Raw genomic sequence first — 14,204 nt, forward strand, 5'->3', positions numbered from 1 at the left:
AAGCATCCATTGAAATTATGTATCTTTGTGTCGAAATATGACGATTATTCTTACCATATTGTCTTACTTTGGGGTGTTGCTTTTGGTCAGTCGACTAACAGCAAAGCAGTCAACCAATGACACTTTTTATCGTGGAAACCGACAGTCTCCATGGTATTTGGTGGCTTTTGGGATGATAGGTGCTTCCATCTCGGGCGTTACTTTCGTCTCTGTACCCGGCATGGTGAATACCATTGGGATGACCTATCTGCAAACTTGCTTGGGGTTTGTCTTGGGCTATGTAGCTGTAGCCTTTGTTCTTCTGCCCATTTATTACCGCTTGAATCTCACCACTATCTATTCTTATTTGCAGCAACGGTTGGGGACAAGGTCGTACAAGACAGGAGCTTGGTTCTTCTTGTTGTCCAAGATGTCGGGTGCAGCGGTTAAGTTTTATGTGGTCTGTATGATACTTCAACGCTTCGTACTCGATGCCTTAGGAATCCCCTTTGTGATAACAGTGTTGGTATTGGTTGTGCTCATTTGGCTTTATACTCGTCGAGGAGGTATTAAGACGCTGGTATGGACGGACACCTTTCAAACATTTTGTATGTTCATGGCGCTCATCTTTATCATCATTAATGTCATGTCAATGCTCAATCTGAGTGTCAATGAGGTTGTGACAACGATTGTCCAAGATGAGAGAAGTAGGGTCTTTGTGTTTGATGATTGGGTGTCTAAGCAGAATTTCTGGAAACTCTTTATCAGTGGAATCTTTATTGTAGTGGTGATGACAGGGCTTGATCAAGACATGATGCAAAAGAACCTGACCTGTAAGACGCTACGAGAAGCCCAAAAAGATATGTGTACTTATGGACTTGCCTTTGTACCTGCGAACCTCTTATTTTTATGCTTAGGCGTGTTGCTGTCGATGCTCGCACAGCAAGAAGGGATAGCATTGCCAAGCTCGGGCGATGAACTGTTGCCCATGTTTGCAGCGACAGGCAAAATGGGAAACATGGTCGTGGTGTTGTTCACCATTGGTATTGTGGCGGCATCGTTCAGCAGTGCCGATTCTGCACTGACGGCATTGACTACGACCTACTGTGTGGATATTAAGGAAAAAGCCGATGATGAGACGTTACGGCATCGAGTACATGCAGGAATGAGTGTGGTGTTTATTATCTTTATACTGCTATTTAGAACCTTCAACTCAACCAATCTCATTGATGCCATCTACATACTTGTCTCTTATACGTATGGACCTTTGTTAGGACTCTTTGCTTTTGGCTTATTTACCAAATATCAAGTGACAGATCGTTGGGTTCCTTATTTTGCCATTCTCTCCCCGATTTTGTGTTATGCGTTGAACATTTTGGCACAGCAACTGTGGGGGTATCATTTTGGATATGAACTATTGATGCTCAATGGCGCCTTTACTTTTGCTGGTTTGTATGTAACGAGGAAGAAAGAATATTTGCGCATTGGGCATTAAGCGATGCTGGCTTCGCACATGAAATCAGGCACATGGCACTTTTATTTCTCGCTGCTTCCTCCTCTTTCAGTTGAAAACTTCCGCATAAAAGAAAAGAGGAAGCACGAACAGCGATGGTGTCTATTCGCTTAACCACCCCTGTTGATGTTTCCTCTCTTGCTGTGATTGTAGGTGAGATTAGAGTTTGTCAAACTCCAAATGGAAGTTGACAACGGCTTCGATGCCACGCCAAATCATGTCTAAGGGCATGTTCTCGTTAGGCGAATGTATGGCATTCGATTCTAAGCCAAATCCCATCAATATCGTTTTTACACCTAATATCTTTTCAAAGGTGGCAATAATAGGGATGCTACCTCCACGGCGCACAGGTAAAGGACGTTTACCGAAGGCCTTTTCGAAACCACGCTCGGCAGCCTGATAAGCTGGCAGGTCGATAGGGCAAACGTACGCCTGACCGCCATGCAGCGACTGGATGTCCACCTTAACTGTCTTAGGTGCTACTCGTTTGAAATAGTCTACCACCAACTGTCCAATCTTCTCATGGTCTTGGTGAGGTACTAATCGGGTGGAAAGCTTGGCGTATGCCTTTGAGGGAAGTACTGTTTTCGACCCCTCGCCTGTATATCCACCCCAGATACCACATACGTCAAACGATGGACGGAAGCCGTTTCGCTCAATGGTGGAGAAGCCTTTTTCGCCAAAAAGTTCGTCTACTCCAATGTTTTGTTTGTATGCTTTTTCGTCGAAGGGTATAGCTGCCACCAACTTACGTTCTTCTGTTGGTATGTCTTCTACGTCGTCATAAAAGCCGGGAATGGTTATCCTGCCGTCCTCGTTGGTGACATCCGCAAGGAGTTTGCATAGCACATTGATAGGATTGGCAACAGCACCACCGAAGTGTCCCGAATGCAAATCGTGGTTAGGACCCGTCACTTCTATCTGCCAATACGCCAAACCACGCAGCCCAGTAGTGAGAGAAGGCAGGTCGGCAGAAAGCATGCTGGTGTCTGAAACCAAGATAACATCGCATTTTAGCAACTCTTGATGTTCGGTACAGAAGTCGCTCAAGCTTGGCGAGCCAATCTCTTCCTCGCCTTCTAAAATGAATTTGACGTTGTGTTTTAAGAGGTTGTGCTTAACAACATATTCAAATGCCTTGGCTTGGATAAACGACTGCCCCTTGTCGTCATCGGCACCACGCGCCCAAATATGTCCATCTCTTATTTCTGCTTCAAAGGGATTGCTCTTCCAAAGCTCGAAAGGTTCGGCAGGCATCACGTCATAATGTCCGTAAATAAGCACGGTCTTCGCCGTTGGATCGACCATCTTTTCGGCATAAACAATAGGATTTCCCTTGGTAGGCATAATTTCTACTTTGTCTACTCCTGCCATGAGGAGCAACTCTTTCCAGCGGTTAGCGCAGGCAATCATATCTTGGTGATGTTCTGGTTGTGCACTTACGCTGGGGATGCGGATAAGGCTAAATAGCTCATCCAACATTCTTTCTTGGTTTTCTTTGATGTAGTTTTGCATGATTGTTAAGTTGATAAGGGGGTTAGTTGAATAGTTGACGAGTGGATAGTTCACAAGGTGACGAGTGGATAGTTGACAAGTTGACGAGTAGTTTGTTGACGAGCGGAGCGTTTTTGAGTAGGAGTGATGGGTTAATTGTTCAACAGTCCATAAAACTTTTTCGCTTGTTCGTCTCTCAATCAGTCAACAAAATCTGTTAATACCATTGTATTGCATTTCCGTATCCACTGCGCTTGTCATATTTCAGTGCATCCATAAGGGTGGCAGCATTGGCACGGAACGTGAAATTATAGCTGGTATAAGGTGCCAACACCACAGAGCAACTCATGTTGAAGCAATGTAAATCTCGTTGAAGAGAAGCGGTTGTCATGGATAAGGCTTTGTTCTCAAAGTCATAACCCGAAGAGAAACTGATGTTCCAGCCGTCGCTCAGACGGACATTCCCACTGACATTCAGAGTCTGCGTAAACTTATAAGGATAGCGCATGGTATCATAATTAAATCTTGACACAGTGCGGTCTTCGCTCATAGTGATGCCATAACCGAAAGTGATAGACCATGGAAGTTTGAATGGCATATAGCCGTCATCATCCGTTTCCGCCATCTCACCGCCTTTTTTGCGCTTTGCTCCACGCTGTGCGTCAATCATATCTTTATCCAAGTTGGTATCAATATCGGTGTCGGGACCTTCTTCATCGTTTTTGTTTCGTTGCTTGTTGTCGGTCTCTTCACTCTTGCCGCCGAACAGTTTTTTTATCTTTTCTGGTGTCAGCGTATAGGAGATGTTTTGTGACATGCCCTGAAAACGTCCGAAACGTCCCATTCCCCATTCCGTTCGGTTGCCCTCGTAAGGGATGCCTTTCTCATCAACTTCGTAAGCGTATGAAGCAAATCGAGCATTCATGTTAAAGGTGTAATTCTTCCACCACTTCAAACGAATGCGCATATTCAAATCGCTTAATGGCTTTTCTTTGGCTGCCATGTTGTATGACATCTGAAGTCCAAGCTCGTCAATGATACTGATTTTCTTTAGTCCCGTAGAGTCTTTGTCGCTCTTTACCTTCATCTCGATGTTATTACCCAAATCTACAGAGATGTTTCCGCTGCGTCCACGACCCGGAACAGAATACATACCGTTTTGATAAGGTGAATAGCCTACGAGCGATACGTTGCCGTCTGCATCGGTTTTTTGATAATAATCATAATAGCCATAACGACGACTACCAAAGTCGGGTGCATAACTAAACGATATAGAGGGCGTGATGACGTGACGGATAGCCTGTACTTTATCCCCAAAAATCTTACGGTTGGGAATAAACATACCATACAATTTAGTGGACATTCCCAAGTTGAGCGACCAGTTATAAACGTTATTAAAGCCGTAAATGGTATCGGTTTTCTCTGTTTGGGTGCGGTCATTCCACGACTTTTTCACTTTACTTGAGTACATTCTATCCGTGAAATTGAATGATGGATTCACGTTGAGATAATTGAACAAAGTAAAGTTTGCGCTGATTGGAATATCGTGTTGAAAGCCATTCTTCCAATCTTTAATCAAATTAGATTTGAAGAGTTTGTCTTCTTTTGTGGTGATAGAATTGGAGAAACGTCCTGTATAACTCATTGAAATCTTCTCGTACCAGCGTTCATCTCCTACAAGGTGCTTGCGCTTGAAGGGGTAAAAACGACTAATGCTGATATTCAAATCGGGCAGTGTCATGGCGATAGAAGAGTCGCGCATGTTCTGTGAAAGGTTTGCAGAACTACTGAGTGACATGCCTATACTGGAGAAGGTGGTGCTCCAACTGACGGAAGATGTTCGTGTACTCTGTGTTAGTGATTGTGGATTATACAAGCTCGTGAGGTTATTTCTCTCATAACTGGAGGATGCAAAGTTCACACTGGCTGATAAAGAACTAAAAGGATTGGCTTTTTGGTCTTGTCGATGACTCCACTGCACCTTGTAGCTTTGTTGGCGAGAGTAATCTGGCAGTCCCTTGTCTCCTGTTCTTGAATCTTGATAACTCAGAAGCACACTACCATTAAAGCGGTAGCGTTTGTTATAATTGCTGGCTAAAGTGATGCCCCATGAGCCTTTGGTATAAATCTCGCCTAATACCTTCAAATCGATTTTGTCACTGATAGCAAAGTAATAACCACCGTCTCTTAGATAGAAACCTCTATCCATTTCATCTCCGTAGGTAGGCATGATGAAGCCTGATGAATAACTCTTGGTAAACGGAAAGAATCCGTATGGGACGGCAAGTGGCAGAGGTACATCGGCTACAACCAAGTAAGCGGGACCGAAAACCACATCCTTACCCGGGCGAACCTTGCCTCTTGACAGCGCAATATAGAAGTCGGGATGAGGCTTGTCACACGTGGTATAACGACCATGTTCCATATATACCACGCCCGAGGAGTCGCGTTTGGAACGTTCGCTCCGCAAAAATCCATCCTCTTGTTGGGTGTACACGTTGTTAATAAGCCCTTTTTTGGTCTTGAAGTTGAACGCCATGGTATCACTCTCGTATGAATCTTGTCCTAATTTGAACACGGGTGTACCTTCCAAAGCCTTGGTGGCAGTATCTTTTATGGCACCTGTGGCGTGTACAATGTTGCTATCCAAGCTCATTCGTATCTTCTCACTTTTAAGGTCCATGTTTTCGTATTTCACCGTTGAAGAGCCAAATAGGTGGGCTGTCTTGGTTTTGGCGTCGTAGATAAGAGAGTCGTCAGCGGTGTATTCTACAGGTGCATCAATGCCTTTTGATTTTCTACGGTTAAGCGAGTCCAAACGAATTGAGTCGTCAATGATTTGGTTGTGCTTCTGAATAGCAAGCTGCAACGAGTCTAAGGTGAGCGTGTCTTTGGTGTTGTTGGTACGTTGTGTCTTTGCTGTGTCTGTTCGATGAGATTGCGTAGAGTCACCTACACGCAAGGTATCGCGTAAAGACGCTTGTTGCTTGGCGTAGGAATAGAAATTATTGACGTCTGCCATTACGAATACGAAGACGAACAATAGCAAAGCTATGACCGAATGAGTCCTCATTTAAGTTGCAAAATTACATAAATAAGCCTGAATAGACATGCAATTTTCTATTTTTAACTAATAGACCAAATAATGACGAATGCGTACGTTCTATTCAAACTTTTGCATCCATTGTTTGAAGCGTTGAGCTCCTCCGTTGCCAAACCTTTTAACGCTTTTCAGTGCCTGTTCTGGTGTTCTAACACGGTCAAGATGCGTTTTTGAGTAAAACTTATCCGCATAGCAGATGACCTGTTCTTCCAGTGTCTCGGGTAGAAAATTCTGATAGGGGAGTGGTAAATTTTGTTCGAGGATATTGCTTAATTCGATTCCTGCACCTGTATGGCGTTCACAAACACGTGCATGACGTGGAAAACCTGCCGTGCGTAACATTTCTGCACCAATGATACCATGCTTAATATAAGGCTCCGTACCAAAGCAAAATATACCTGGCGCATTGCACTTTACAATGCCTATGTCGTGTAACATCGCCGCCTCTTCAATGAATTGTCGGTCGAGTTGTAACTCTGGATGACAATCCACAATCTGTAAAGCCTTATCTGTAACACTTTTACTGTGGGTTAATAGAATCTTTTTCAGCTCGTTTTCTTCGGGATAATATTGATTGATAATGGAGCGATAATCCATGATAAAACCAGTTTTAATTATCAAAAAGCTCATCTTTCAAAAGAATTTAATGAAAGATGAGCTGTAAATATACAAGTCGAAAACGGCATTACGATGCCTGTTCCCGTTCTATATAGCCAATGACATCGCCCTTGTTGAGTTTGCTGCCTTGCTTTGCATTCACTTCAACAAGTTTGCCTCCCAAGGCTGCAGGTATCTCTACGAACTCACCCCATGGTGCTTGTATGTAGCAAAATACATCGCCCTCTTGGTATTCTTTGCCAATGTAAGGCTCTACGGAGGGTGCGCATTCGCCTTCTCCATTGAACTCCCAGAACACTTGTCCTTTAACAGGAGCTACAATGGCATCGGCTTTGGCATGCTTAAAGGCTGTGAGTTCTTCTTTTGATACCTTGCTACCAAGCTTAGCATCTTTTGCCTTTTGCAGGTCTGCCAAGAAGTTTTTCTTGGCTTGTCCACTCTTGTAGTTGCGATATTGCTCTGGGTGCATTGCCAATTCGAATAACTCTTCATCGTCTTTTCCAAAGTCCCAACCATTCTCTTGCATTTCTTTCTTGAAGTCGTCCAAGTTGTTTTTGAGCAATGTATGAGGGTCGGCATCGGTAAATTCGAATCCTTTTTCCTTTGCAAGGTCGACTAATACTTGGTCTACTTTGCCAGGTACCTTGCCACTCTTGCCGAGAATCATGCCCCACATCGAGTCGTCCATCATGACAAAGCGTCCTTTTCCTTGCTCAATTGTCAAGAGATTCATCAAAGCGATGTTCTTGGTATATTGCGAGAATGGCGTTACCAAGGGTGGATAGCCCACGCGTGGCCATACGTATGCCACTTCATCAAACAGTTTGATGAGCATGTCATCAGTAGAAAGCTCTTCTTCTCCTTTTTTCTTTCTGATATTATTAATGGTGCTATGAATGCCTGCTAAGTCTGCCATCATGCTTCCCATCATTCCTCCTGGTAAGCCACAGCCCAACAGCAATGAACTCATAATCTTGTTTTGAGGATTGATGAAATATCCCAACCAGTCGTCTATGAACTCCTGAGTCAAGGCACGTGCCTTCATGTAAGCGTCCATATTGATTTCTGGTACATCGAATCCCGCTGTTTTCAACATACTCTGAACAGAGATAACGTCGGGGTGTACCTTGCCCCAAGATAGGGGTTCGATAGCCACATCCAGGATATCAATGCCATTTTTGGCTACCTCCAACATCGATGCCATAGACAGTCCAGGACCCGTATGACCGTGATATTCGAGGATAATTTCTGGATGTTTGTCTTTTATCATCTTGGTTAACTGTCCCAAGAAAGTAGGTTGACCGATGCCAGCCATATCTTTCAAACAGATTTCTTCTGCACCAGCCTCTATCAAAGTGTCTGCTATTTGAACATAATAATCCAAAGTGTGGATAGGAGATGTGGTGATACACAGTGTTCCTTGTGGTGTCATGCCCGCTTCTTTTGCCCACTTAATGCTTGGAATAATATTGCGTACATCGTTCAGACCGTCGAAGATACGGGGGATGTCCACGCCTTGTGCATGCTTTACACGATACATCATGGCGCGCACATCGTCTGGAACGGGATACATACGCAAGGCGTTTAATCCACGATCCAACATGTGTGTCTTGATGCCTACCTTATTAAATGGGGCACAGAAAGCACGCACGGCATCATTAGGATTCTCGCCTGCCAATAAGTTCACCTGTTCAAAGGCACCACCATTGGTTTCTACACGAGCAAAACACCCCATCTCTATGATGACGGGAGCAATTCGTTCTAATTGATCTTTGCGTGGCTGAAATTTACCAGATGACTGCCACATGTCTCGGTATATGAGACTAAATTGTATTTTTCTCTTCATATTTTTCTCTTTATCAACCTTTACACGGTGTTGCAAAATTACGCAAAAAAAATCAATTAGACCATTGCCATATTCTTTTTTTAAGATTTATAGCATTTCAACTTTTCAAAACAAGCGAGCCGAAGTGCTTTTCACAATGAAGGCACATCGGCTCGCTAAAGGTCTTATTGGGATAGAATGAATTGTTCAAAGATATTGTCTTACAAACTTATTCTATTCCATTACACGTTTTTTATTTCGTAGGTACTTCTTCCAAAGCTTGCTTTAAGAATTGCCAGAAAGGCTCTACAGTCTTGATAAGGCAACGCTCTGTCGAGGTATGTGGGCTGCGAATGGTAGGGCCAAACGATACCACGTCCAAGTGAGGATATTTGCCTAAGATGATGGAACACTCCAGTCCGGCGTGGTCTACCTGTACGATACCTTCTTCGTTGTTTTGTTCTTTGTAAACTTTCAACAGCATTTTGAGTAGTTCGCTATCAGGATTTGGATCCCAACCGCCATAACTACCACTGAAACTTACTTTCATTCCTGCCATATTGAAACAGCTCTGGAGCATTTCAGACACATAGGCTTTCATCTCTTCGCTGGAAGAACGAGCCAATATCTTGAACGAAGCCTTGCCAGCTTCAATATCTATAATGGCTAAGTTTGAAGAGGTTTCTACCACTGAAGGTAAAGACGGAATCATGCGTTCTACCCCATTGTGGCAGGCATAGATAGCTGCTATCAAGTTGTCCTGAATAGCTTCTGGTACTTGTGTCTTTGGCGTTGCAACCTCTTCTACTGTCAATTCGATACCTTTCTCAATATCTCTGTATTCTTCAATGAACTCTTCTTTCCAGTCTGTAGCCAATTCTTTCAGCGCTTCAACGTTCTCTTTGGGGAGCGTAAGAACCACTTCGGCTTTGAACGGAATGGCATTGCGCATGTTGCCTCCGTGCCATGTAGCGAGTCTTGCTTCTGTTTGGCGAATGGCATCGTGTACAAAGCGCACCATCAGTTTGTTGGCATTGCCACGACCCTCATGTATTTCCAAACCAGAGTGTCCGCCACGAAGTCCAGATAGTGTAACCTTTACAGCAGCATCTGTGCTATCTGTTTCTACTTCTTTATAATCTAATTCTGCAGTAATATCGATGCCGCCTGCACTACCGATGACGAATTTGCCCCAAGTCTCTGAGTCTAAGTTCATCAGGATGTCGCCTTCCAGTTCTCCTTCTGGCAGGGCATTGGCTCCAAACATTCCCGTTTCCTCGTCAGCAGTAATGAGTCCTTCGATAGGTCCGTGCTTCATTTCTTTGTCTTCCATGACAGCCATGATAGCTGCCACACCCATTCCGTTGTCAGCACCCAATGTAGTGTTGTTGGCTTTTACCCATTCTCCGTCAATATGTGTTTCGATGGGGTCGGTTTCAAAGTTGTGATGACTCTCTGGTGCCTTTTGAGGAACCATGTCCATGTGTGCTTGTAAAATCACCGTTTTGCGGTTTTCCATGCCTGGTGTTGCAGCTTTTTTCATGACTACGTTGTCCGCCTTATCGATATAGGCTTCAACACCTGACTTTTTAGCAAAGTCGAGTAAGAACTGTTGCACTTTCTCCAGATGTCCTGAAGGGCGTGGAACTTGTGTCAATGCGTGGAAATTACGCCACACACACGTTGGTTTTAAATTTTTAATTTCACTCATAGTATTTAAATTTATGGAGTTTCAGCCGTCATGTAGTTCTACATTTAGCTAACTGCTCCGGATGAAAAAATGCAATGTATATTATGTTTCGTCAGCAAACCGTAGGTTGCCAGCTTTCACTGATTTTAGTCTTTTTTGTGTGAATGACAGCATTATCCACGCATAAATGCCCAATACCGCCACGAGCAATGTTTGTACCGAGTGTACAATGAGAACAAAGTACAGGGCATCGGTATCGGCAACACCGTACAGGATGAGCATGGTTTTCACGGCAAAGTGCCATGGCCCTGCACCGTTTGGCGTGGGTACGATGACCGCAATAGACCCCACGATGAAGGTAACTAATGCACACGACAGTCCTAAGTGAGCCGTTGCCTCAAAGCAAAAGAAGGTGAGATAGTAGTGCAAGAAATAGCACAACCATATTGCCAAGGTAAAAATCAGGAACAAAGGGATGTTCTTTACTTTTCGTAGAGATGTGATTCCTTGCCCTATATCGTGCAACGTTGTTTTCACCTTATTATATATAGACAATTTCTTCGCTAAGAAGAACACCAATATCAATACGGCTACGGCACATATAGCCGTCACAATGTAGCCAGCAGTGGAAAACTGTTGGAGGATGGTATCTACGTTTGTACCCGTATGGATAAAGAAGGTGTCGAAAATCTTGATTTGTGCAATGAAGGTCAGCACGGTAATGAACAGTACCAATATAGTGTCAATGACCCGCTCGGTGACTACCGTTCCTAAGGCTTTGGGAAACGAAACGTTGTCGTAGCGGTTCAGTACACCACATCTGGCAAACTCGCCAACGCGTGGAATCACTAAACTAACGGCATACGAAAGGAACACAGCATTGAGTCTGACTGATGTTCTGGAACGTTCACCTAAAGGCTCCAACGTTTGTTTCCAGCGCCAACCTCTAAAAGCTTCTGCTAAGATTCCAAACGGAAAGGATAGCCACATCCATGTCCAATCCATCTCTTCGAACACTACATTCTTGATGAGTTGGAAATCAAAATCGCGATACATCCAAAACAGAATAGCACTGCCCAACAACAAGGATAAGGCAACGTTGACAGTTTGATGATTGAACAGTTTCATAAAGTGCTATTAACGAATTTGGAGTAACATGCAACTAAGCATTTTCTATTTTATGTAGAGATAGCGCAAGCCGAAACCAGAAAAAGTTTACTTATTTTGGTGAGGCGCAGCCTATCTTATGCAAAGATAGCGCAAGCCGAAACCAAAGAAAGTTTACTTGTTTTGGTGAGGCGCAGCCTATCTTATGCAAATTTACAGTAATTTGCGAGGATAACCAAATAAATAAAAAGCTTTTTACGGATGTTTTTCTACTTGTTTCTTTGATTTGTATCAACAAAACGGGGTAAAACTGGGTAGAATGTGCTAAATTGTTTGCGCACACAGTTAATTGTCCCTATCTTTGCATCGACAATAAGAAAAAGGATAACAAATTTAAAAGAAAGGTAAAAAGATTATGGTAACAATTATGACTTTAGCTGTTGTAGCGATAACTGTCGCACAAGCTATTCATTTAGGAAACAAGATTAACTTCAAGAGCAAGTAAATCTTGTCTTTCCTTTTTAGAAAGAAAGAATTTTTAGTTTAACATATCAAAGGGGTTGTGTCAGTGTCGGCACAACCTTTTTTCATTCTCGGTGGTTTGGAGTGAGAATAGGAAACAGGTTTTTGCACAGTATTCGACTTTCTTATTGTAAGAAAACTTTACCATTTAACCCTCTGAATACTTGCGTTATAGTCCCTTAACCCATATTTTATCTGAAATATCGCAAAATTTTAAGTGTTTGATTATCAGTTGTTTGTGTTTTTATGTTGAAATTTTGCGACCTTGAAGCATTCATTTAGTGGTATTGATGCATGGAGATAAGCTGGTTATTTGCGATAGATAACGGTGTTGAAACATTGTTTCAGCACGATTAAGTCATGTTTCTATCAAAAGAATGGGCTGTTTTTAGGTAAAAAACTCCTATCTTATTCTCTTTTTAATTCTATTATAAAGAAAACTCAGATAAAAATAATGGCGATTTTGTAAATTAAATTCAGAGGAATTAACTTAATTCCAAACCTAAGTTATGACAAAGTTTGTCCAGCTGTGGGTTCTCTTTTTTGAGCAGCTCAAAGATTTCACGCTTCGAGTAAATCTTCGTCACTTCCTGCGCTTCTGCCAGTCGAAGAGAGAGTAACAGATTGTTGTTTTGAAGTAGCATGCGTAGAGTTGCTTGTATCTTGCCTTTGATGTCCTGCAGTTGCTTCAATAGGATGTCGTTTTCGATGACCACTTCTACCTGTGGAAAGGTGGTGATTTGTGGTAAAAGGTTTTTCATTCTTTGGGATAAACCTATCTTTTCTGGTGGCATTCGGTTGCACATCACATTCCACTGTATCCTCAACTCTTCGTTGCTAAAAGTAGTACTTGCAGAAGTTGTTTGTTGTTGGGTTTCGGCTTGAGTGATATTTTTTGTAGATGTGTTGCGTAAACTTCCAAAGGATATCCCTAAGTCAGAAATTTTTAGACGTGGTCTTGTAGGTTGTGTGTTGGAGTTGGTTTGTACATTCGTATCTTTCTTCTCGAATGCAGAAGAGAGTTGAGAGTGGGAGGCATTTACTGGAGACACCTTGCTGGTCTCTAAGCCTACCACCTGTTGTGTTGTCTCTCCGTCCTTCACGGGAGCCAACTTTTTGAACAAGGATTTTAAGCGTTTGGGGCTACGCCCCACACCCGCAGGAGTGTCATCGGGCTGCGTAATTTGAGCTATCTGAATCAAGGTAATCTCTACCAGTAAGCGTTTGTTGCTGCTTTGTCGATAGTTGATGTCGCATTGATTGAGCAATTTCAGAGCTTGGTACAAGAAAGTCGTAGGGCATTTCTTTGCTTGTTCTTCGTATTTTTGGCGTTGTTGCTGGCTTACCTCTAATAAGGGAAGCGTTTGTGCATCCTTTGCCATGAGCACATTCCTGATGTGCGATGCCAATCCATTAATGAAGTGACCTCCCGCAAAGCCTTTGGCAATGATGCTGTTGAGTAGAAGCATCGCATCGCTCACTTTGTTTTGAAGGCTTAGGTCTACAATGTTGAAATAATTATCTGTATCAAGTACATTGAGATCTTCTGTCACTTTAGTATACGTAATGTTGCCTTGACAAAAACTGGCAGCTTGATCAAAGACCGATAAAGCGTCGCGCATGCCACCATCTGCCTTTTCTGCAATGATGTTGAGGGCCTCGTCTTCGTAAGTAATCCCTTCCTTTTCGGCTACTTTTTTGAGATGGTTAATGATGTCGTTCGTCGTCATGCGTTCGAAATCATAAATCTGACAGCGTGACAATATCGTTGGCAAAATCTTATGTTTCTCGGTAGTCGCCAAGATAAAAATAACGTGAGCGGGCGGCTCTTCCAGCGTTTTCAGAAACGCATTGAATGCCGATGTGGAAAGCATGTGTACCTCGTCGATGATGAACACCTTGTACTTACCAACCTGAGGCGGTATGCGTGTCTGGTCCATGAGCGATTTGATGTTCTCCACGGAGTTGTTACTGGCAGCGTCAAGTTCAAAGATATTGTATGATCTTTGTTCGTTGAAGGCTTTACAACTCTCACATTCGTTGCAGGCTTCGCCATCTGCTGTGGGGTGCAGGCAGTTGATTGCTTTGGCAAAAATGCGAGCGCAAGTTGTTTTACCTACGCCACGAGGACCGCAAAAAAGGTAGGCGTGTGCCAGCTTTCCGCTTTTTACGGCATTTTTAAGAGTAGTGATGAGCGCTGTTTGTCCTACCACTGTGTCAAAAGAAGTGGGGCGATATTTGCGCGCAGATACAATATAATCTTTCATTATAAGGGATATTAGTGGTGCAAAGATAACAAAAAGATTACAGATGTTCACATGGGGTAACTGTTTATTTGTTAATTAGATAAAAT

8 protein-coding genes are annotated in these 14,204 nt (G+C 43.1%); 1 reads left to right on the forward strand and 7 read right to left on the reverse strand.

The window, feature by feature from the left end:
* Positions 1-37: 37 nt before the first annotated feature.
* The gene (locus DEM91_RS01485; RefSeq protein WP_249857654.1) at positions 38-1,474 is read left to right on the forward strand and encodes a sodium:solute symporter; all 1,437 of its coding nucleotides are present in this window, start codon (positions 38-40) and stop codon (positions 1,472-1,474) included.
* A gap of 177 nt (positions 1,475-1,651) precedes the next feature.
* On the opposite strand, the gene DEM91_RS01490 is transcribed toward DEM91_RS01485, so the two are convergent.
* The 7 genes from DEM91_RS01490 to DEM91_RS01520 form a co-directional block, all read right to left on the reverse strand.
* Complete coding sequence (locus tag DEM91_RS01490; protein ID WP_025072758.1) at positions 1,652-3,010, reverse strand: dipeptidase; 1,359 nt, start codon at positions 3,008-3,010, stop codon at positions 1,652-1,654.
* A 193-nt stretch (positions 3,011-3,203) separates the two neighbouring features.
* Positions 3,204-6,059, reverse strand: a complete 2,856-nt coding sequence (locus tag DEM91_RS01495) for a putative LPS assembly protein LptD (RefSeq protein ID WP_249857655.1) — start codon at positions 6,057-6,059, stop codon at positions 3,204-3,206.
* Positions 6,060-6,149: 90 nt separating this feature from the next.
* Entirely contained in the window at positions 6,150-6,686 is a 537-nt protein-coding gene (locus DEM91_RS01500) for an HDIG domain-containing metalloprotein (RefSeq protein WP_249857675.1), read from the reverse strand.
* Positions 6,687-6,774: 88 nt separating this feature from the next.
* On the reverse strand, positions 6,775-8,553 hold the full coding sequence (locus DEM91_RS01505) for an oxaloacetate decarboxylase (protein WP_249857656.1): 1,779 nt from the start codon (positions 8,551-8,553) through the stop codon (positions 6,775-6,777).
* 232 nt (positions 8,554-8,785) lie between these two features.
* Positions 8,786-10,243 (reverse strand): aminoacyl-histidine dipeptidase, encoded by a 1,458-nt coding sequence (locus tag DEM91_RS01510; RefSeq protein ID WP_249857657.1) that lies wholly within the window; start codon positions 10,241-10,243, stop codon positions 8,786-8,788.
* Positions 10,244-10,324: 81 nt separating this feature from the next.
* Complete coding sequence (locus DEM91_RS01515) at positions 10,325-11,350, reverse strand: lysylphosphatidylglycerol synthase transmembrane domain-containing protein (protein WP_249857658.1); 1,026 nt, start codon at positions 11,348-11,350, stop codon at positions 10,325-10,327.
* 986 nt (positions 11,351-12,336) lie between these two features.
* Complete coding sequence (locus DEM91_RS01520; protein WP_249857660.1) at positions 12,337-14,118, reverse strand: DNA polymerase III subunit gamma/tau; 1,782 nt, start codon at positions 14,116-14,118, stop codon at positions 12,337-12,339.
* Between the last annotated feature and the right edge of the window lie 86 nt (positions 14,119-14,204).

Origin of the sequence: Prevotella sp. TCVGH, from assembly GCF_023522295.1 — a bacterium.
Classification (GTDB): Bacteria; Bacteroidota; Bacteroidia; order Bacteroidales; family Bacteroidaceae; genus Prevotella; species Prevotella timonensis.